General features: G+C 56.3%; 18 protein-coding genes. 7 read left to right on the forward strand and 11 right to left on the reverse strand.

Annotated elements, in window-relative coordinates; translation table 11 throughout:
* Nucleotides 1-35: 35 nt before the first annotated feature.
* Nucleotides 36-2441 carry a glucose/quinate/shikimate family membrane-bound PQQ-dependent dehydrogenase gene (locus LH86_RS09060; protein WP_052045559.1) on the reverse strand — a complete coding sequence of 802 codons (2406 nt, stop codon included), beginning with the start codon at nt 2439-2441 and terminating at the stop codon, nt 36-38.
* Nucleotides 2442-2622: 181 nt separating this feature from the next.
* Between LH86_RS09060 and hpt the strand changes: the two genes are divergently transcribed.
* Nucleotides 2623-3159, forward strand: a complete 537-nt coding sequence (hpt, locus tag LH86_RS09065) for a hypoxanthine phosphoribosyltransferase (protein WP_008461837.1) — start codon at nt 2623-2625, stop codon at nt 3157-3159.
* A gap of 66 nt (nt 3160-3225) precedes the next feature.
* Here the strand turns inward: hpt and can are convergent, their stop codons facing one another.
* Nucleotides 3226-3906 carry a carbonate dehydratase gene (can, locus tag LH86_RS09070; protein ID WP_008461838.1) on the reverse strand — a complete coding sequence of 227 codons (681 nt, stop codon included), beginning with the start codon at nt 3904-3906 and terminating at the stop codon, nt 3226-3228.
* 97 nt (nt 3907-4003) lie between these two features.
* On the opposite strand from can, the gene LH86_RS09075 reads away from it, so the two are divergent.
* The 4 genes from LH86_RS09075 (at nt 4004) to LH86_RS09090 (ending at nt 7587) form a co-directional block, all read left to right on the forward strand.
* Nucleotides 4004-4930, forward strand: a complete 927-nt coding sequence (locus tag LH86_RS09075; protein ID WP_008461839.1) for an ABC transporter ATP-binding protein — start codon at nt 4004-4006, stop codon at nt 4928-4930.
* Nucleotides 4927-5697, forward strand: a complete 771-nt coding sequence (locus LH86_RS09080) for an ABC transporter permease (RefSeq protein WP_008461840.1) — start codon at nt 4927-4929, stop codon at nt 5695-5697. Before LH86_RS09075 ends, LH86_RS09080 begins: the two co-directional genes overlap by 4 nt.
* A gap of 116 nt (nt 5698-5813) precedes the next feature.
* Complete coding sequence (locus LH86_RS09085) at nt 5814-6245, forward strand: PTS sugar transporter subunit IIA (RefSeq protein WP_039300473.1); 432 nt, start codon at nt 5814-5816, stop codon at nt 6243-6245.
* Nucleotides 6246-6336: 91 nt separating this feature from the next.
* Nucleotides 6337-7587 carry a polysaccharide deacetylase family protein gene (locus tag LH86_RS09090; protein WP_039300476.1) on the forward strand — a complete coding sequence of 417 codons (1251 nt, stop codon included), beginning with the start codon at nt 6337-6339 and terminating at the stop codon, nt 7585-7587.
* A 41-nt stretch (nt 7588-7628) separates the two neighbouring features.
* Here LH86_RS09090 and panD read toward each other — a convergent pair whose 3' ends face one another.
* The 9 genes from panD to thpR all read right to left on the reverse strand — a co-directional run bounded on the left by panD (nt 7629) and on the right by thpR (nt 14589).
* Nucleotides 7629-8009: an aspartate 1-decarboxylase gene (panD, locus tag LH86_RS09095; RefSeq protein ID WP_008461846.1), complete on the reverse strand. Its 381-nt coding sequence runs from the start codon at nt 8007-8009 to the stop codon at nt 7629-7631.
* A gap of 92 nt (nt 8010-8101) precedes the next feature.
* On the reverse strand, nt 8102-8956 hold the full coding sequence (panC, locus tag LH86_RS09100; protein ID WP_039300480.1) for a pantoate--beta-alanine ligase: 855 nt from the start codon (nt 8954-8956) through the stop codon (nt 8102-8104).
* A gap of 13 nt (nt 8957-8969) precedes the next feature.
* Nucleotides 8970-9764, reverse strand: a complete 795-nt coding sequence (panB, locus tag LH86_RS09105; RefSeq protein ID WP_039300483.1) for a 3-methyl-2-oxobutanoate hydroxymethyltransferase — start codon at nt 9762-9764, stop codon at nt 8970-8972.
* 44 nt (nt 9765-9808) lie between these two features.
* Nucleotides 9809-10288: a 2-amino-4-hydroxy-6-hydroxymethyldihydropteridine diphosphokinase gene (gene folK, locus LH86_RS09110; RefSeq protein ID WP_039300486.1), complete on the reverse strand. Its 480-nt coding sequence runs from the start codon at nt 10286-10288 to the stop codon at nt 9809-9811.
* Nucleotides 10285-11685 carry a polynucleotide adenylyltransferase PcnB gene (gene pcnB / locus LH86_RS09115; RefSeq protein WP_213715251.1) on the reverse strand — a complete coding sequence of 467 codons (1401 nt, stop codon included), beginning with the start codon at nt 11683-11685 and terminating at the stop codon, nt 10285-10287. Before pcnB ends, folK begins: the two co-directional genes overlap by 4 nt.
* Nucleotides 11686-11741: 56 nt before the next feature.
* Nucleotides 11742-12626: a tRNA glutamyl-Q(34) synthetase GluQRS gene (gene gluQRS, locus LH86_RS09120; RefSeq protein WP_039300489.1), complete on the reverse strand. Its 885-nt coding sequence runs from the start codon at nt 12624-12626 to the stop codon at nt 11742-11744.
* Nucleotides 12627-12697: 71 nt separating this feature from the next.
* Nucleotides 12698-13153, reverse strand: a complete 456-nt coding sequence (gene dksA, locus LH86_RS09125; RefSeq protein ID WP_008460361.1) for an RNA polymerase-binding protein DksA — start codon at nt 13151-13153, stop codon at nt 12698-12700.
* Between the two features lie 191 nt (nt 13154-13344).
* Nucleotides 13345-14049 carry a DNA/RNA nuclease SfsA gene (gene sfsA, locus LH86_RS09130; RefSeq protein WP_039300493.1) on the reverse strand — a complete coding sequence of 235 codons (705 nt, stop codon included), beginning with the start codon at nt 14047-14049 and terminating at the stop codon, nt 13345-13347.
* Nucleotides 14050-14589, reverse strand: coding sequence for an RNA 2',3'-cyclic phosphodiesterase (gene thpR / locus LH86_RS09135; protein WP_039300496.1), 540 nt, complete (start codon nt 14587-14589; stop codon nt 14050-14052).
* 73 nt (nt 14590-14662) lie between these two features.
* On the opposite strand from thpR, the gene hrpB reads away from it, so the two are divergent.
* Both hrpB and mrcB read left to right on the forward strand, forming a co-directional pair.
* On the forward strand, nt 14663-17098 hold the full coding sequence (hrpB, locus tag LH86_RS09140; RefSeq protein WP_039306030.1) for an ATP-dependent helicase HrpB: 2436 nt from the start codon (nt 14663-14665) through the stop codon (nt 17096-17098).
* A 171-nt stretch (nt 17099-17269) separates the two neighbouring features.
* Nucleotides 17270-19828, forward strand: a complete 2559-nt coding sequence (gene mrcB, locus LH86_RS09145; RefSeq protein WP_039300499.1) for a bifunctional glycosyl transferase/transpeptidase — start codon at nt 17270-17272, stop codon at nt 19826-19828.
* The last annotated feature ends 79 nt before the right edge of the window (nt 19829-19907 follow it).

Genomic DNA, 19907 nt, shown 5'->3' on the forward strand with positions numbered 1-19907 from the left:
GGCCTGAGCCACCCGCTATGCGTTACAGCAATGAGTTACTTCGCGTCGTCCGGCAGAGCGTACGCCACAATATAATCCCCCATCTTGGTGCCAAAGGAGCCATGGCCGCCTGCGGAAATCACCACATACTGCTTGCCGTTAACTTCATACGTCATCGGTGTAGCCTGCCCACCGGCTGGCAGACGTGCTTCCCACAGCTGTTTCCCGTTACGCATATCAAACGCGCGCAGGTAGTTATCTGCGGTGGCACCAATAAACATTACGTTACCGGCGGTGGAGATTGGGCCGCCCAGCATTGGCATCCCCATGCGGAATTTCATTGGAATACCGGTTGGGAACGGCATGCTGTCTTCCACGGTACCAATACGTTTCTTCCACACGATTTCGTTGGTTTTCAGGTCAACGCCAGAGATGTAGCCCCAGGCTGGCTGTTTGCACGGCAGGCCGAGCGGCGACAGGAACGGGTTGAGCGTAACGCCATACGGCACGCCGTACTGCGGCTGAACGCCGGATTCCGTGCCTGAACCTTTCGCGTCTTTTGGTGGTTCCATTGGGTTACCTGGTCCGCGTGGAATCAGCTTAGACACGAACGGCAGCGCCATTGGGTTGGTCATCGCGACCTGATTATTCGGGTCAACGGAGATCCCGCCCCACTCGAACATCCCCAGGTTGCCAGGGAACACCAGCGTCCCTTTCTCTGAAGGCGGGGTGAAGATGCCTTCATAGCGCATGCTGTGGAACATGACGCGGCAGACCAACTGATCGAACATGGTCGCGCCCCACATATCCGCCCCGCTCAGATCTTTCTTCGGACGGAAGGTCAGCTCGGAGAATGGCTGGGTAGGGGAAACATGGTCGCCTTTGGCGGCACCTTGCGGAACAGGCTGCTCCGGGGCTGGCACCACTAATTTACCGTCGCGTCGGTCCAGCACAAAGATGTTGCCGGTTTTAGCGGGAGCGTAGACAACCGGCACCTTGTTGCCGTTCTTATCGGTGATATCCGCCAGCGTTGGCTGGGCAGGCATGTCCATGTCCCACAGGTCGTGGTGAACGGTCTGATAGGACCAGGCCAGCTTACCGGTGCTGGCATTCAGCGCGACGATGCTGCTGGCGTAACGTTCCTGCTCAGGTGTGCGGTTGCCGCCCCAGATGTCCGGCGTGGTCACGCCCATCGGCAGGTAAACCAGATCCAGTTTTGCGTCATACGCCGCCGGAGCCCAAGAGTTCGGCGAGTTCAGCGTGTAATGATGCTCATCATCCGGAATAGCGTTTGGATCTTTCGCGCCTGGGTCAAATGCCCACAACAGTTTACCGGTATTAACATCAAAACCACGAATAACGCCGGAAGGCTCACGGGTAGAGAAGTTGTCGGTCACTGCGCCGGCAATCACAATCACCTTGTCGGTGACGATAGGCGGTGAGGTCGGCTCATACATGCCCGGCGTGGTCACCGGCTGGTTGGTCTGCAGGTTCAGAATACCTTTGTTCGCAAAGCTCTCACACAGCTTGCCGGTATCGGCGTTAAGCGCGAACAGGCGGCCATCGTTCACCGGCAGAATGATGCGGCGAGGGCAGTCGGCCACAACATCCGCAGAAGCGTTATCTGCGGTGGCTTCGTGGTAAGAAACGCCACGGCAGGTCACGTGCTGGAACGAAGGGTCAGTATTTAGCTGGGGGTCAAACTTCCACTTTTCTTTCCCGGTAGAGGCATCCAGCGCGAACAGCTGCTGGTGCGCGGTGCACAGGTAAAGCATGTCGCGGATTTTGATCGGGGTGACTTCGTTGGTGATTTCACCCGGGTCGGTAGCACGCTTCACGTCGCCGGTCTGGAAGCGCCAGGCTTCCTTCAACTGACCCACGTTTTGCGTGGTGATCTGCTTGAGCGGAGAGAAACGCTGCCCTTCCTGATTGCGGCCATAAGCTGGCCAGTCGGCATCAGGAATGGAAGACTCAGCCGCAGTGGTGGCGTTATCCAGATTCAGCGTACCGTTGATCTCTTGCGGGTCGTTAAAGCCCGCCCAGACTAGCACAACGGCGGTAATCAGCAGGGAAACCACCAGCGATGCCGCCGCGCCGCTTGCTGGAATCACCAGGCGGCGAGACACAAACGGCAGCAGAAGCCAGACGCCGAAGAAGACAAGCACGTCGCAGCGTGGCGTCAGCGCCCAGAAGTCGAAGCCGACCTCCCAGACGCCCCAGGCCATCGTACACAGCAGCAGTGCCGCGTAGAGCCAAAGCGCAGAAGCTTTGCTCTTCCACAGCAGCCAGGCGACGCCGAGCATCACCAGGCCGGCGATCGGGTAGTACCACGACCCGCCGATAGCCACTAACCATATCCCGCCAAAGAGTAAATAGAGCCCGCAAATTACAGCGAAGAGGGCTGAGAGGGTCACAAATAGTTGCGATCCGGTTTTATTTATTTTCACAATTATCACACTCATAAAGGTTTGATAGCATTTAATTATAGTTATTAACAAGTGTGATGGTTGTCACATTTATGGCTTTTTTTTGAAGTGGGGATGTGAAGGCGATTTGCTGGTATACTCCACGCCTCAATATTTTGTGTTGGCTGCAGGTGAACCAGCATTAAATGATTTGTTTTTAAATCATATGGTTAGAGATATGAAACATACTGTTGAAGTGATGATCCCGGAAGCGGAGATCAAAGCCCGTGTCGCTGAGTTGGGTCGTCAAATCACCGAACACTATCGCGACAGCGGCAGTGACATGGTGCTGGTAGGTCTGCTGCGTGGGTCATTTATGTTTATGGCGGATCTGTGCCGTGAAGTTCAGGTTTCCCATGAAGTCGATTTTATGACCGCATCAAGCTACGGCAGCGGCATGTCCACCACTCGCGACGTGAAGATCCTGAAAGATCTGGATGAAGACATTCGCGGGAAAGATGTGCTGATCGTGGAAGATATCATCGACTCCGGCAACACCCTGAGCAAAGTGCGCGAGATCCTGAGCCTGCGTGAACCAAAATCTCTGGCCATTTGTACGCTACTGGACAAACCGACTCGCCGCGAAGTGAATGTTAACGTTGAATACGTTGGCTTCTCTATTCCAGACGAATTCGTCGTTGGCTACGGCATCGACTATGCCCAGCGCTATCGCCACCTGCCGTTCGTTGGCAAAGTGGTAATGCTGGACGAGTAATCAATCGTCGCAAGCTAACAAAAAAGGGCCTTAAAAGGCCCTTTTTGCTATCCACTTTTCGCGGAATTATTGAGAAGCTGCGCGATTCCGGTGGCTATGGTGGGTATTCTTCAGGTTGGCTATGCCGCTGCGGTAACCTTGCTCTAGTGACTCGCGGCTGGTGGCGGTCACTTCAAGGTCGCGCAGGCGCCCATCGTGAATACCGTAGACCCAGCCGTGAACCGTGACTTTCTGGCCGCGCTTCCAGGCAGACTGCATGATGGTGGAATGGCCGATGTTGTACACCTGCTCCATGACGTTCAATTCACAGAGCGTGTCCATCCGCTGTTCCGGTGCCAGTTCCCCTAAGAGCGAACTATGCTTGAACCACAGGTCGCGAATGTGCAGCAGCCAGTTGTTAATTAGGCCCAGCTCCGGGTTTTCGACCGCAGCCTGAACGCCACCGCAGCCGTAGTGGCCGCAGATAATAATGTGCTCAACTTCAAGGACGTCTACGGCATATTGCACAACGGAAAGGCAATTCAGATCGGTATGAACAACCAGGTTCGCCACGTTACGGTGAACAAAGAGTTCGCCTGGCTCCAGGCCGGTAAGTCGTTCGGCGGGAACACGGCTGTCGGAGCAGCCAATCCAGAGAAAGCGGGGTTTTTGTGCCTGGGCAAGTCTTTCGAAGAAACCGGGGTCTTCCTCAACCAGCATTTTTGACCAAAGTTCATTATTGCTGATAAGGGAATCAATGTCTTTCATGTGAGGTTAACGCCTGTCACCCGAGAAGTGCGATGGGGTAATATAGGGTAACTCTACGAATTTTCAAACAAGTACCGAATAAGGTAAGCGAATATCCATGACAATTGCATTGGAACTGGAACAGTTAACGAAAACCTATCCCGGCGGCGTCCAGGCGCTACGCGGGATAGATCTTCGCGTTGAAGCGGGTGATTTCTATGCGCTGCTCGGCCCTAACGGTGCGGGAAAATCCACCACCATCGGTATCATCAGCTCGCTGGTGAATAAAACCTCCGGCCGCGTGCGGGTGTTTGGCTACGATCTGCAAAAAGACGTGGTCAACGCCAAACGCCAGCTTGGTCTGGTTCCGCAGGAATTCAACTTCAACCCGTTTGAAACGGTGCAGCAAATCGTCGTGCACCAGGCTGGCTACTACGGCGTTGAGCGCAGCGAAGCGATAGCGCGCAGCGAAAAGTATTTAAAACAGCTCGATCTGTGGGAAAAACGCAACGAACGTGCCCGTATGTTATCCGGGGGGATGAAGCGCCGCCTGATGATTGCCCGTGCGTTAATGCACGAACCTAAGCTACTGATTCTGGATGAACCAACCGCTGGCGTAGACATCGAGCTGCGCCGTTCTATGTGGGGCTTCCTGAAAGATCTCAACGACAAAGGCACCACCATTATTTTGACCACCCACTATCTGGAAGAAGCCGAAATGCTGTGCCGTAACATCGGCATTATCCAGCGTGGCGAGCTGGTGGAAAATACCTCGATGAAGTCGCTACTTTCCAAGCTGAAATCAGAAACCTTCATCCTGGATTTGGCCCCTAAAAGTCCACTACCTAAGCTGGATGGCTATCAGTATCGGCTGGTGGATACGTCCACGCTGGAAGTTGAAGTGCTGCGTGAACAGGGGATTAACAGTGTGTTTAGCCAGCTAAGCGCGCAGGGGATTCAGGTGCAAAGTATGCGTAACAAAGCTAACCGTCTCGAAGAGTTGTTCGTGACGCTGGTAAACGGTAAACAAGGGGATCAGGCATGATGCAGCTGTACTGGGTGGCGCTGAAAAGCATCTGGACCAAAGAGGTTCACCGCTTCGCCCGTATCTGGATCCAGACGCTGGTTCCACCGGTCATCACCATGACCCTTTATTTCATTATCTTTGGGAACCTGATTGGCTCGCGTATCGGCGAAATGCACGGCTTCACCTACATGCAGTTCATCGTGCCGGGCCTGATCATGATGGCGGTGATCACTAACGCCTATGCCAACGTTGCTTCGTCGTTCTTCAGCGCGAAGTTCCAGCGCAATATCGAAGAGCTGCTGGTGGCGCCGGTACCCACGCACGTGATCATCGCGGGCTATGTTGGCGGTGGAGTCGCGCGTGGACTGTGCGTGGGTATTCTGGTCACGGCGGTGTCCCTGTTCTTCGTCCCATTCCAGGTGCATTCCTGGCTGTTCGTGGCGTTGACACTGGTACTGACGGCTATTTTGTTCTCGCTGGCCGGTCTGCTGAACGCCGTCTTTGCCAAAACGTTCGATGATATCAGCCTGATCCCGACCTTCGTGCTGACGCCGCTGACCTATCTGGGCGGGGTGTTTTATTCCCTGACCCTGCTGCCGCCTTTCTGGCAGGCTCTCTCGCACCTGAACCCAATCGTCTACATGATTAGCGGCTTCCGTTTTGGTTTCCTGGGCATTACCGATGTGCCATTGGTGACCACCGTCGGCGTGCTGGCAATCTTTATCGTCGTGTTTTACCTGCTGTGCTGGTATCTCATCCAGCGTGGCCGCGGATTGCGCACCTGATTATCCCTTCTTAAATCCCCCTCTTTAGGGGGATTTTTCTTACGCCAAATTGATACGCATCAGGCTACTTATTCAGCGTTCTGGCACACTGTCGCTCCATAAACAGGAGAGACTTTATGCTTGGCTGGGTCATTGCCGGACACGACGACTACGCACAAAAGATACTGGATGCTCTCGAGCAGCGTTTTGGGCCACAGCCTCAGTGCTGTGCGGTGAATTTCTGGCACGGGTTAAGTACCAATATGCTTAGCCGGATGATGTGCGATGCTCTTCATCACTGCGATTCGGGTGATGGCGTTATCTTTCTGACCGATATCACCGGGGCGGAACCTTACCGGGCTGCGGCATTGATGAACCATAAGCATGAGCATTGCGAAGTTATCGCCGGGGTAACGCTGCCGCTGCTTTTAGCGATGCGTGAACAGCGGGAAAATATCTCCAGCGAAGCCTTTCGGCAGCTTATTGTGGAGCAGGGCGGGGAGGCGGTGACTAGCCTTTGGCATCAGCAGCAAAAGAATCCGCCGTTTGTATTGCTGCACAATTATTAAGGGTATGTCTCTATTGAGGTTGGTATTCCTCTGTCTTTTGCTAAAATAATGACTTCCTTCCGTCTTCCCGACAAAAACTGACTAATTTGCCATGTTAACTCGCCTTGTTTATTGCGTCATGCTGGTCATCAGCATCGGAACTGCTCAGGCTAGCCTGCTCAGTAGCCATGACACCCCCGCCCAATACATGCAAACCACCGAAGATGCCGATATCTGGGCGCAGGTTGGTGATAATGTGATTTCCGTCGGCCGCATCGGCCAGGGGCAAATCCTGGCGGTGGTGCCGACGCCCGCAGATTACTACGAGTTTAATTTTGGCTTCGGGACCGGGTTTATCGACAAGGCGCATCTTGGCCCCGTCAAAGGCAAGCAGCGAGTGGAAGACCGATTGGGCGATCTCAACAATCCGTTGAGTAACCAAAACTTGATCACCTTCCGTGACGTGGCTATCTATAGCGAGCCGGCAACCTCGTCAGCGGTGTTCGGCACGCTGGCAGATAACCTGCGTTATCCGATCATCGGCAAGCTCAAAGATCGCCTGAACCAGACCTGGTACCAAATCCGCATCGGCAACCGCCTGGGCTACATCAGCAGCCTGGACGCGCAGCCGGATAACGGCATTCCGGTTCTGACCTATCACCATATTCTGCGTGATGAGGAAAATACGCGTTTCCGCCATACGTCGACGACAACCTCGGTGGTGGCGTTCAGCAACCAGATGACCTGGCTGCGTGATATGGGCTACACCACGCTAACGATGTACCAGCTGGAAGGCTACGTGCGTAACCGTATGAATCTCCCGGCTCGCTCGGTGGTGATCACCTTCGATGACGGGTTGAAATCAGTCTATCGTTACGCGTTCCCGATTCTGAAACAGTACGGCTTTAAAGCGACGGCTTACATTATCTCGTCGCGCATTAAGCGCCATCCACAGACGTGGAATCCAAAGTCTCTGCAGTTTATGAGTATTTCTGAGCTGGAGGCGATTCAGAGCGTGTTCGATATTCAGTCGCATACGCATTTCCTGCATCGCGTGGATAACTACCGCCGCCCGATTCTTCTGAGCCGCAGCTACCACAATATCCTGTTTGATTTTGAGCACTCGCGCCGCGCGCTGTCGCAGTTCAATCCGCACGTGCTTTACCTGTCCTATCCGTTCGGTGGCTATAACGATGTTGCGGTGAAAGCGGCGAACGACGCAGGATTCCATATGGCGGTAACCACGGTGCGTGGGAAGGTGAAACCGGGCGACAACCCGTTCTTGCTGAAGCGGCTGTATATTATGAGGACAGATTCGCTGGAGACGATGTCGAGGACGATTACTAATCAGCCTGAGTCGTAAGCTAACCAATTCCCTCTCCCGAGTGGGGAGAGGGGCGGTTGCTAGGCGACCTGAACCGGCACGGCTTTTGCGAGACGTTTCATCTCATTCTCACCGTCAAAGTAGGCCACTTTCGGCTGCCAGCTGCGCGCTTGCTCATCCGGCATAGTGACGTAGCTGGCGATAATCAGGATGTCACCGACGTCAGCGCAGTGTGCCGCCGCGCCGTTGACGGAGATGATTTTAGAGCCGCGTTCACCGGCGATAGCGTAGGTAGAGAAACGCTTCCCGTTGGTGACGTTGTAGATGTCGATGGCTTCATATTCCAGAATGCCTGCCGCCTCAAGGAAGTCCTGATCGATGGCGCAGGAGCCTTCGTAATGCAAGTCCGCCTGAGTCACTTTGACGCGGTGTAACTTGCCTTGCAGCATGGTGCGAATCATAAACTTGAACCTTTGTTACTGGGCTTAAAAAGCGCGGATATCACCCGCGCCGTGGATATTCGAGGCAGTATTGCCCTTTTTATTTGGGCTGTCTACTGCGCCAGATCGACGGTGACGTTATCAATCAGTCGGGCCTGACCGAGCCAGGCCGCCATCAGGATCACCGCACGTTTGCTTTCCGCTGACAGCTCCAACAAAGTGTCCGCATCGCGGATTTGCAGGTCATCTGAACGGAAACCTTTTTCGTTCAGTTCTGTTGCCGCGAGAATCAGCATCTCTTCAGTATCACGGTCGCCGCCGCGCAGTTTGTCAGCCAGGCCGTTCATCACCTTGCTTAATCCCGGGGCGATTTTACGCTGATCCGCCGTCAGGTAACCATTACGTGAGCTGAGCGCCAGACCGTCTTTTGCGCGCACGGTCGGCACGCCAACAATTTCAATGTCGTAACCCATATCGGCGACCATTTTGCGGATCAGCGCCAACTGCTGATAATCCTTCTGGCCAAAACAGGCGACGTCGGGCTGCACGAGATTGAACAGCTTGCTGACGATGGTGGATACACCACGGAAATGCCCTGGGCGGCTGGCGCCTTCCAGCATAGTGGAGATGCCTGGCACATCCACAAAGGTTTGCGTGTCGAGGCCCTGAGGGTAAACGTCAACCGGCGCCGGGGCAAAGACCATATCCACCTTGCGGCGGTTCAGTTTTTCGCAATCTTCCTGCAGTGTGCGCGGGTAGCGGGCTAAGTCGTCCGGTCTGTCAAACTGCATCGGGTTAACGAAAATACTGACCACGACCACATCAGCAACGGCTTTGGCTTCTTCCACCAGCGTCATGTGCCCATCGTGCAGGTTGCCCATGGTCGGCACCAGGGCAATGCGTTTCCCTTCCTGACGCCAGCGGCGAATCTGCTGGCGCAGCAGCGGTAACGTTTCGATAATCAGCACAACCTGTCTCCTGTCAGTAAAAACTGTGTTCGTTGCCCGGATAACTGCCGGATTCGACTTCACTAATGTACTGGCGCACCGCGGCGCGAATATCGCCGGTCTCAGCGAGGAAATTCTTTGCAAACTTAGGAATATGGCCGCCGGTTATCCCGAAGGCATCATGCATGACCAGAATCTGCCCGTCCGTGACGTTGCCCGCGCCGATGCCAATCACCGGGATAGAAAGCGCTTCGGTTACGCGCTTAGCCAGCTCGACGGGAACGCATTCCAGCACCAATAACTGAGCGCCAGCGGCTTCCAGCGCCAAAGCATCGTCCAGCAGCGTTTGCGCGGCCTGCTCGTCACGGCCCTGCACTTTATAACCGCCAAAAATATTGACCGACTGCGGCGTTAGCCCCAAATGGCCACAAACCGGAACGGCGCGCTCCGTCAGCATTTTCACCGTGTCAGCCAGCCAGCGTCCGCCTTCGATTTTCACCATGTTAGCCCCGGCGCGCATTACCTCCGCGGAGTTGGCAAATGCCTGCTCCGGCGTGGCATAGGCCATAAACGGCAGGTCGGCCAGCAGCAGGCAGTTTGGTGCACCGCGGCGAACTGCACGAGTGTGGTAGGCAATGTCTGCCACCGTGACCGGCAGCGTAGAGTCGTGGCCCTGCACCGTCATGCCCAGCGAATCGCCAACCAGCAAAACGCCGACGCCTTCGTCAGCAAACAGCTTAGCGAAGCTAAAGTCATAGGCGGTAAGGGTGGCGAATTTCTTTTTGTCCTGCTTGAGCTTACGCAGGGTGGAGGTGGTAGTGGGTTTCATCATCATCCCCGGAGAAAGGTTAGAACAGGATACGGGCGCGCTGTTTACCAGCGAGTGATGCCCTCCTGGGAGAGGCTAGCCAGTATCGCGGCAACAGATTGCCCGTCGGGAAAGCGGCATTCCGGTGCTATTTCTAGCAGAGGAACCAGCATAAACGCGCGGTTCTTCATGTCGTAATGAGGCACAGTCAGGCGTTCGGTGTGCATCACCTCATCGCCAAACAGCATCAGATCGAGATCTAACGTCCGCGGCCCCCAGCGCTCTGCTTTGCGCACGCGGCCATGCTCCAGTTCAATACGCTGAGTATGGTCCAGAAGGGCTTCTGCAGACAGGCCGGTGTCCAGCACCACGGCAGCATTCAGATAATCTGGCTGATCCTGTGGGCCAAGCGGGGGAGTGCGATAAAACGAAGACGTGGCCACCATTCGGCTTTGTGGAATGGCGGCCAGGGCGTCAAGGGCAGATGAAACCTGCTCCAGCGGCGACGCCTGATTGCTGCCCAGCGCGATATACGCGAGGGTCATGAATTACCTTCGCGGCGCGGCGCACGTTTGCGCGGACGACGGGTACGGCGGCGTGCGGCAGGCTCATCGCCAAGGTCGTTCAGCATATCTTTTTGCATTGGCGGCGCAGCTACCTGGAACTCGCCCCACCATTTGGTCAGACGCAGCAGTTCCTGGTTGTTCTCGACTTCCGCGCGCAGCGCCAGCAGATCGTAAGACGCCCGGAACTTAGGATGCTCCATCAGCTTCCAGGCGCGTTTACCCTGGCGGCGGGACAGACGAAGCTGCAGGCCCCAGATGTCACGCACCAGCGTAGTAATACGTTTTGGAATCGCCAGCGCACGGCAGGCTTCATCCAGCACTTCATTCATTGCCAGCGCAAAGGCGTCGTAGTAGGCGAGGCCGCTTTCCTGGGCGATTTTTTGCGCCATTTCCAACTGCGGATACCAGAACATCGCCGCAAAAAGGAACGCCGGATTTACGCGCATATCGTTATGAATGCGGGTATCGGTGTTCTTCAGCACCAGCGCAATAATGCGCTCCATCGGGCTGTCGCCCTGCTCGGTGAAGTAGCGGGTGATAATCGGGAACAGCGGCTGGAAGAGCTGATATTCACGCAGCAGCTGGTAGGTTTCAAACCCGTATCCGGCCTGCAGAAGTTTGAGCGACTCTTCAAACAGACGCGCCGGGGGCACATCGTTCAGCAGCGTGGCAAGGCGAGGGATCGGCTCGCCGGTTTCCGGGCTGATGGTCATATTCAGCTTGGCGGCAAAGCGCACGGCGCGCAGCATTCGCACCGGATCTTCGCGGTAGCGCGTTTCCGGATCGCCAATCAGGCGAATAATGCCTTTGTTCAGATCGTTCAGGCCGCCGACGTAATCCCGCACGGAGAAATCGGCCACGCTGTAGTAAAGACTGTTGATAGTGAAGTCGCGGCGTTGAGCATCTTCTTCGATAGAGCCAAAGATGTTATCGCGCAGCAGCATGCCGTTCTGGCCACGCTGCGAGGTCTGACGGTCGGCAGACTGCTGCTCTTCATGATGGCCGCGGAAGGTGGCCACTTCGATGATTTCTGGCCCGAACATCACGTGAGCCAGGCGGAAACGGCGGCCAACCAGGCGGCAGTTACGGAACAGTTTGCGGACTTGTTCTGGCGTCGCGCTGGTGGTGACGTCGAAATCTTTCGGTTTTTTCCCCAGCAGCAGGTCGCGAACGCCGCCGCCGACGAGGTAGGCCTCGTAGCCTGCTTTGTTTAAACGGTAGAGCACCTTGAGGGCATTTTCACTGATATCTTTGCGGGAAATAGCGTGCTGGTCACGCGGGATAACAGTAATGTGCGGGAGAGTTTCGGTCTCCTCGACCACGACGTCATCGCGGTTAAGCACCTTGCGGCAAAAATTAGCGACTCGGGTAAAAATAGTCCACCTCGGCAGTGTCAATCATAGGGACAAAAAAAACAGCGGCTAATCATAGCTCAGTGTGGGGCATTTGAGAATGATGTATTCACCGGCACATTATTAAGCGACCAGTTCATTACGGCTTGCTCGAGCAACCTTTCCAACGTCAGATCCTGCCAGCCGTCCGCTACTTGTTGATTTAAAAAGCTCAGCGCTTCTACCAGCAACGGGCGAGGATCGCCCTGCGGCAGCGCGGGGGCGTGATTCTGTTTCGAAAGCTTAGAACCCTGCTCGTTGAGCGCCAGCGGCAGATGAATATAGCCGGGAGCGGGCCAGCCAAACTGCTGGTATAGCGAGATTTGCCGCACCGTCGGTTCAATCAAATCTGCACCGCGTACGATCTCCGTCACGCCCTGAAAATGGTCATCCACGACGACAGCAAGATTATAGGCGAACAGGCCGTCACGGCGGTGAATGATGAAATCTTCCCGCGCCAGGGCCTCATCGGCGTGCAGTTCCCCGCGCAGGCCGTCCTGGAAGCTCAAAACCGGGTTGTTTTGCACCAGGCGCATTGCGGCGTTTTGTGGTCCGTTGCCAAGGGTTCTGCAATGTCCATCGTAGAAACCACCGATCTGCTGAATACGGTTGCGGGTGCAGGTGCAGTAGTAGCTCAGCCCCTGCTGCTGGAGCCAGTCCAGCGCGGCACGGTAGGCTTCATGGCGGTGAGACTGCCACAGAACGTCGCCATCCCAGTGCAGACCGTAATGCTCAAGCTGTTTGAGGATGGTATCGGCGGCGCCGGGCACTTCGCGAGGAGGGTCGATATCTTCGATGCGTACCAGCCAGCGACCCTGTTGAGCACGAGCCTGAAGGTAGCTGCCGAGAGCGGCAATCAGTGAGCCAAAATGCAGTTCCCCGGAAGGCGAGGGGGCAAAACGGCCAATGTAGAGTTGAGCTGACATTTTTTGGGGTGCAATAAAGTAATATGGCGGGAGAGTCTCCCGCCATAGAGGTCTGGCATTTCCGAGAGCCGTTAGCCGGCCATCTGTTTTTCGCGGATTTCTGCCAACGTTTTGCAGTCGATACACAAATCAGCGGTCGGACGTGCTTCAAGGCGACGAATGCCGATTTCTACACCGCAGGATTCGCAGTAGCCGAAATCTTCGTCTTCCACTTTCTTGAGCGTTTTTTCGATCTTTTTGATCAGTTTGCGTTCACGATCGCGGTTACGCAGTTCAAGGCTGAACTCTTCTTCCTGGGCCGCACGGTCTACCGGGTCCGGGAAGTTAGCCGCTTCATCCTGCATGTGCGAAACGGTGCGATCTACCTCGTCCCTGAGCTGATTACGCCATGCTTCAAGAATAAGCTTGAAGTGCGACAGCTGGGCTTCGTTCATGTACTCTTCGCCCGTTTTCTCCTGGTATGGCTCCACCCCAGCGATGGCGAGAATACTCAGGGACGACGTTTTACGCTTTTGCCCTTCTTGCATGTTGCTTCTCCTTAACACGCACTTATCGGTCCCCTGTCGGGGTAAAATCAGGCCGCTATAAATAGCAGATGCTTTTCAGGTTGGCAATTATATAAACTCCTCTCTTGACAACCGTGTGAAGAAAAGCTTATTTGCGAAACGACCCGACTATAAAAAAGACAATACGTTATCTGTCCTTAACCAGATGCTGATTATAAATAGACAGGCAACGGCGTAGTTAGAGTCATCCTCTCGGCAGAAAGTTCTGCTTTCCAGGCGATAATTTCAACCCCACACTGCTGTGCCTCGGTCAACAGCCGCGCATACTTCTCATCAATGTGGCGGGCTGGCGAGACGCTATTTATAGCAGAATGTAAAACCGCAAACAGTAGCACCGCGCGCTCTCCTTGCTGAACCACATTCATCAACTCTCTCAAATGCTTTTGGCCCCGCAGGCTAACGGCATCGGGAAAATAGCCTTTATCCTGCTCGAGCAACGTGACTGATTTCACTTCAATATAGCAGTTAACCTTGTTACTCGCTTGTAACATAAAGTCAATTCTGCTGCGTTCTTCACCGTATTTTACTTCGGCCTGAAGGCTGTCGTAGCCCGCCAGTTCTGTCGGAGGAGTTGTCGTCAGCATCTCTCTGACCAGAGTGTTTGCGCGTAACGTATTGACGCAAATTATCTCACCCTTTTGTGTTTGAGTAAGCTCCCAGGTATGGGGGTATTTGCGCGTTGGGCTGGCCGATGTGGAATACCAGACCGTGTCGCCCGGCGTGGCGCAGCCGGTCATTGCTCCGGTATTGGGGCAATGCAGCGTCATGGTTTCGCCCTCGGCGGTTACTACGTCCGCCAGAAAGCGTTTATAGCGTTTAATCAGCGTGGCGGGCTGCAGCGCGGGTGAAAACTCCATCTACTCTTCCTTATTAGTCAGCGACCAGCGCTCCAGCGCCTGATGGCGGGTTCTGCCCTGTTCAAAAAGGGACTCGTACAGCGAAAATTCATTCACCTTAAATTGCCAGCTAAAGCCCGGCGCGGGGATCGCCACTGAGCGTATGGCATTGCGATAAAGCGTCACGTGGGGATGAAACGGCTGCGGAGACTGATAGCAGCCGCTGCGAGCGGCCTGGGAGCGTAACATATTGGCCAACTGCAACAGGCCGCGTGGCGCCTGCCTTGGCCCCAGCCATACGACGCTAGAGCGCAGCCATTGCCCGGCATCGTCCAGGCGTAGCGTAAAGCCGGGCTGGCTAATTCTTCCGGCGAGGCGGCACAGTGCCTGGCGTTTTTCGTCTGAGACATCCCCCAAAAACGCCAGCGTGAGGTGCAGATTGGCCGCGGCTACCGGTCGGCCAGCATCCGCCGGGAACTGGGCGGCTCGCCAGTGAATAATTTGCTGCTGAACCTCGGACGGTAACGTCAGGGCAAAAAACAGGCGTCGATTTTCGGCCATGCTTGTCTCTCGGTTATGGTTTGGCGGGATGCTACAATGTGCGACTGCCGATGTTAACCCTTTGGAGCCGTTTGTGTCCTCATTACCGGTTGCGGCCGTACTGCCGGAAGTGCTGAAAGCACTCGAGTACGCCCCGCAAGTTTTGCTCAACGCCCCTACCGGCGCAGGTAAATCTACCTGGCTGCCGCTGCAAATCCTTCAGCAGAGTCAGCTGGAAGGTCGCATTTTGCTGCTTGAACCTCGTCGCCTTGCCGCCCGTAATGTTGCTCAGCGGCTGGCCGAATTATTGGGTGAAAAACCGGGTGAAACCGTTGGCTACCGGATGCGAGCTGACAGCTGTGTGGGGCCAAATACCCGGCTTGAGGTGGTGACCGAAGGGATTTTAACGCGCTTGATCCAACAGGATCCCGAGCTTAACGGCATTGGGCTTGTGATCCTCGATGAGTTTCACGAGCGCAGTTTGCAGGCCGATCTCGCCCTCGCGCTGCTGCTGGACGTGCAGGCCGGGCTTCGCGATGACCTTAAAATTCTGATTATGTCGGCAACGCTGGACAACCAGCGCCTGCAGCAATGCCTGCCGGATGCACCGGTAATCACCTCAGAAGGTCGCGCTTTCCCGGTTGAGCGCCGCTACATGGCTCTGCCGGCGCATCAGCGCTTTGATGAGGCCGTTGCCGCCGCCGTGGCCGCTCTGCTGCGTGAGGAGTCAGGATCGCTGCTGCTGTTTTTATCCGGCGTGGGTGAAATTCAGCGCGTGCAGGAACAACTCAAAGAGCGAGTGGCGAGCGATGTTCAGCTATGCCCGCTGTACGGTGCTTTACCCCTGAGCGAGCAGCGTAAAGCGATTTTGCCAGCCGCAGCGGGAACCCGGAAGGTGGTCCTGGCGACTAACATTGCCGAGACCAGTTTGACCATTGAAGGTATCCGCCTGGTGGTGGATGCGGCGCAGGAGCGCGTCGCACGTTTTGACGCTCGTACCGGGCTGACCCGGCTGGTCACTCAGCGCATAAGCCAGGCTTCAATGACCCAGCGGGCCGGGCGCGCCGGGCGTCTGGAGCCGGGTATTTGCCTGCATCTGATCGCCGCTGACCAGGCCGAGCGTGCGGCGGCCCAGAGTGAACCGGAAATCTTACAAAGCGATTTATCCGGCCTGCTGCTTGAACTGTTGCAATGGGGCTGCCAGGACGTGCGTCAGCTAACCTGGCTTGATGTGCCGCCGGAGGTAAACCTTACGGCAGCTCAGCGTCTGCTACGTCAGCTAGGTGCCGTTGACGAGCAGCAACGCCTGACGGCAGAAGGGCAAAAAATGGCGAAAATGGGCAACGACCCGCGCCTTGCCTCAATGCTGGTGACGGCCCAAACGCCGGATGAGCAAGCCACAGCCGCGTGGCTTGCAGCAATCCTGGAAGAACCGCCGCGGACTCAGGGCGGCGGTGATTTACGAACGCTTTTCGACAGCAGGAACGGTAACTGGCGGCAGCGTGCAGCTCAGTTGCTGAAAAGAATAAATGCCCGAAGCGGGGAGCCGGATATCTCGTTAGCGATACCGCTGCTGGCAAGCGGGTTTGCCGATCGTATCGCCCGGCGACGCGGGGCCGAGGGCCGCTATCAGTTAGCCAACGGCATGGGCGCGATGCTGGAGCAGGATGACGCCATGACGCGGCATGAATGGCTGATAGCGCCGCTTTTGCTGCAGGGCAGCCAGTCGCCGGATGCCCGCATTCTGCTGGCGCTGCCGCTGGATATCGAAGAGCTTGTCGCGCGTATCCCGCATCTGCTGACGGAAAGTGATTCGGTGGAGTGGGATGAAGAACGAGGGGCGTTAAAAGCCTGGCGGCGGCGTCAAATCGGCAAGTTAGTGGTGAAAACTCAGCTGCTGGCGAAACCTTCTGAAGAGGAAATGCAGCGGGCGATTTTAAACGGCGTTCGCGAACGCGGGCTTGGGCTGTTGGAGTGGTCCGTTCCGGCTCAGCAACTGCGGTTGCGCCTGACCTGCGCGGCCCGCTGGCTGCCGGAGCAGAAATGGCCTGCGGTGGACGATGACTCCCTGCTGGCAAAGCTCGAAGACTGGCTGCTGCCGGAAATGCGCGGCGTGCATTCGCTACGGGCGTTGAAAAATATCGATCTTAGCCGGGCGCTGGGCAACTTGCTTGACTGGCCAATGCGTCAACGGCTGGATAGTGCCCTGCCAACTCATTACACTGTGCCGACCGGAAGCCAGATTGCGATTCGCTACGACAGCGAAAATCCGCCGGCGCTGGCGGTGCGTATCCAGGAAATGTTTGGTGAAGCACAGACACCTTGCATCGCCGAGGGGCGCGTTCCGCTGGTGCTTGAGCTATTATCTCCGGCGCAGCGGCCGCTGCAGATCACCCGTGACTTAACGGCGTTCTGGAACGGGGCCTGGCGCGAAGTGCAGAAAGAGATGAAGGGACGTTATCCGAAGCACGTCTGGCCGGACGATCCGGCGAATACTGCCCCGACGCGCCGGACGAAAAAGTATTCCTGAGAGCACTGTCTGGTGCCCTCACCCCAGCCCTCTCCCACAGGGAGAGGGGGAACACGAGAAGATTTTCTGAGTAAGAATGTCGGGCTGTTTTTTTGAGAGATTTCTTCTTTCGTATTACGCGGAAGAACGGAGAATCGGGCCTTTGCGCCTGAACTTTTGTGGAGAAGATGCATGGCGGGGAATGACCGCGAGCCTATTGGACGTAAAGGAAAACCAACGCGTCCGGCGAAAGAGAAGGTGAGCCGTCGTCGACTCAAGGAAGAGGAATATGACGACGAGTACGAAGACGATGATTACGAGGACGAAGAACCTATGCCGCCGCGTAAAGGAAAAGGTAAGGGGAAAGGCTCGGGCCGCCCGTCGAAAAAACGCCGTTTCTTCTGGCTGTTGGTGAAGCTGGCGATCATCTTCTTTGTGGGGCTGGTTATTTACGGCGTGTACCTCGATCAGCAGATTCGCAGCCGCATTGACGGCAAAGTCTGGCAGCTTCCGGCGGCGGTCTATGGCCGCATGGTGAACCTTGAGCCGGATATGCCTTACAGCAAAGCGGAGATGGTGAAGCTGCTGGAAGCGACGCAGTACCGGCAAGTGTCGAGCATGACGCGTCCGGGCGAGTTTACCGTGCAGGGGAACAACATCGAGCTGATTCGCCGCCCGTTTGACTTCCCGGACGGTAAAGAAGGGCAGATTCGCGCTCGCCTGGTGTTCGACGGTGGCCATCTGGAATCCATCCAGAACATGGATAATAACCGCAGCTTCGGTATTTTCCGCCTCGACCCGCGCCTGATCACCATGCTTTCTTCGCCAAACGGCGAACAGCGCCTGTTCGTGCCGCGTTCCGGCTTCCCGGATCTGCTGGTGGACACGCTGATTGCGACCGAAGACCGCCATTTCTACGAGCATGACGGGATCAGCATTTACTCTATTGGCCGCGCCGTTGTCGCTAACCTGACGGCCGGGCGAGCGGTGCAGGGCGGCAGTACGCTGACTCAGCAGCTGGTGAAAAACCTCTTCCTGAGCAACCAGCGTACGCTGTGGCGTAAAGCCAACGAAGCCTACATGGCGCTGATCATGGATGCGCGCTACGACAAAGATCGTATCCTTGAGCTGTATCTGAACGAGGTGTATCTCGGCCAGAGCGGCGACGATCAGATTCGTGGCTTCCCGCTGGCCAGCCTTTATTACTTCGGCCGCCCGGTGGAAGAGCTGAGCCTCGACCAGCAGGCATTGCTGGTGGGGATGGTAAAAGGTGCCTCGCTGTATAACCCGTGGCGAAATCCGAAGCTGGCGCTTGAACGTCGTAACCTGGTCCTGCGCCTGCTGCAGGAACAGAAAGTTATCGATCAGGAGCTGTACGACATGCTGAGCGCGCGCCCTCTGGGCGTGCAGCCTCGCGGCGGCGTGATTTCTCCGCAGCCTGCCTTTATGCAGATGGTGCGTCAGGAGCTTCAGGACAAGCTGGGCGACAAGGTGAAAGACCTGTCCGGCGTGAAGATTTTCACCACCTTTGATTCCGTGTCTCAGGATGCGGCAGAAAAAGCGGTGACCGAAGGCGTCCCGGTGCTGCGCGCTTCCCGTAAGCTGAACGATCTGGAAGCGGCGATGGTCATTGTTGACCGCTTTACCGGTGAAGTTCGCGCGGTCGTCGGCGGCGCGGAACCGCAGTTTGCGGGCTTTAACCGTGCGCTGCAGGCTCGTCGCTCCATTGGCTCGCTGGCAAAACCGGCTACTTACCTGACGGCACTGAGCCAGCCGGACAAGTTCCGCCTGAACACCTGGCTTGCCGATGCCCCAATTGGCATCAAACTGTCGAATGGCCAGGTCTGGTCACCGCAGAACGATAACCACCAGTACAGCGGGCAAGTGATGCTGGTGGATGCCCTGACGCGTTCGATGAACGTGCCAACCGTAAATCTGGGGATGACGCTGGGCCTCCCGGCCATTACCGATACCTGGACCAAGCTTGGGGTACCCAAAGATCAGCTTAATCCGGTGCCTGCGATGATTCTGGGGGCGCTGAACCTGACGCCTATCCAGGTTGCACAGGCGTTCCAGACGATTGCCAGCGGCGGGAACCGCGCCACGCTTTCCGCGCTGCGTTCGGTGATTGCTGAAGACGGCACCGTGCTGTATCAGAGCTTCCCACAGGCGGAACAGGCGGTGCCTGCGCAGGCCGCTTATCTGACGCTGTTTGGTATGCAGCAGGTGGTGGCTCGCGGTACGGGTCGTGCGCTGGGCGGGAAATACCCGAACTTGCATCTGGCCGGGAAAACCGGGACCACCAACAACAACGTGGATACCTGGTTTGCCGGCGTTGATGGCCGTGAAGTGACCATTACCTGGGTAGGACGTGATAACAACCAGCCAACCAAGCTGTACGGTGCCAGCGGCGCTATGTCGCTGTACCAGCGTTATCTGTCAAACCAGTCGCCTATCCCGCTGGATCTGACCCAGCCGGAAGATATCGTGGATATGGGCGTCAACAGCGCGGGTTACTTTATGTGTAGCGGCGGCGGTGATCGTGTGCTGCCGGTCTGGACGACGAACCCGAGTGCGCTTTGCCAGCAAAGCCAGCAGGAAGAGCAATCGGCTAACCCGTTCAGCCAGACGCCAGCAGGCCAGCAGCCGCAGCAACAACCGCAGCAGCAGCCTCAGCAGCAACAGCCCGCTCAGGAACAGAAGAGCGACGGCGTTGCCGGCTGGATTAAGGACATGTTCGGCAGCAATTAAGCCTCGCATCACTCATAAACCTCTCCCTAAGTGGGGGAGGTTTTTTTTCGCCTTTTTTACCCGCCACAACGCGTTTCTT

It is taken from the genome of Cedecea neteri (assembly GCF_000758325.1).
GTDB lineage: Bacteria > Pseudomonadota > Gammaproteobacteria > Enterobacterales > Enterobacteriaceae > Cedecea > Cedecea neteri_B.

What these genes read in the sequence shown, in the direction of transcription:
- panD (WP_008461846.1), bottom strand. Translation starts at nt 8,009, where the DNA reads ATGATTCGCACCATGCTGCAAGGCAAGTTACACCGCGTCAAAGTGACT.
- mrcB (WP_039300499.1), top strand. Translation starts at nt 17,270, where the DNA reads ATGGCGGGGAATGACCGCGAGCCTATTGGACGTAAAGGAAAACCAACG.
- folK (WP_039300486.1), bottom strand. Translation starts at nt 10,288, where the DNA reads ATGACCCTCGCGTATATCGCGCTGGGCAGCAATCAGGCGTCGCCGCTG.
- LH86_RS09080 (WP_008461840.1), top strand. Translation starts at nt 4,927, where the DNA reads ATGATGCAGCTGTACTGGGTGGCGCTGAAAAGCATCTGGACCAAAGAG.
- LH86_RS09085 (WP_039300473.1), top strand. Translation starts at nt 5,814, where the DNA reads ATGCTTGGCTGGGTCATTGCCGGACACGACGACTACGCACAAAAGATA.
- hpt (WP_008461837.1), top strand. Translation starts at nt 2,623, where the DNA reads ATGAAACATACTGTTGAAGTGATGATCCCGGAAGCGGAGATCAAAGCC.
- can (WP_008461838.1), bottom strand. Translation starts at nt 3,906, where the DNA reads ATGAAAGACATTGATTCCCTTATCAGCAATAATGAACTTTGGTCAAAA.
- thpR (WP_039300496.1), bottom strand. Translation starts at nt 14,589, where the DNA reads ATGGCCGAAAATCGACGCCTGTTTTTTGCCCTGACGTTACCGTCCGAG.
- LH86_RS09090 (WP_039300476.1), top strand. Translation starts at nt 6,337, where the DNA reads ATGTTAACTCGCCTTGTTTATTGCGTCATGCTGGTCATCAGCATCGGA.
- gluQRS (WP_039300489.1), bottom strand. Translation starts at nt 12,626, where the DNA reads ATGTCAGCTCAACTCTACATTGGCCGTTTTGCCCCCTCGCCTTCCGGG.
- panB (WP_039300483.1), bottom strand. Translation starts at nt 9,764, where the DNA reads ATGAAACCCACTACCACCTCCACCCTGCGTAAGCTCAAGCAGGACAAA.
- LH86_RS09060 (WP_052045559.1), bottom strand. Translation starts at nt 2,441, where the DNA reads ATGAGTGTGATAATTGTGAAAATAAATAAAACCGGATCGCAACTATTT.
- sfsA (WP_039300493.1), bottom strand. Translation starts at nt 14,049, where the DNA reads ATGGAGTTTTCACCCGCGCTGCAGCCCGCCACGCTGATTAAACGCTAT.
- LH86_RS09075 (WP_008461839.1), top strand. Translation starts at nt 4,004, where the DNA reads ATGACAATTGCATTGGAACTGGAACAGTTAACGAAAACCTATCCCGGC.
- dksA (WP_008460361.1), bottom strand. Translation starts at nt 13,153, where the DNA reads ATGCAAGAAGGGCAAAAGCGTAAAACGTCGTCCCTGAGTATTCTCGCC.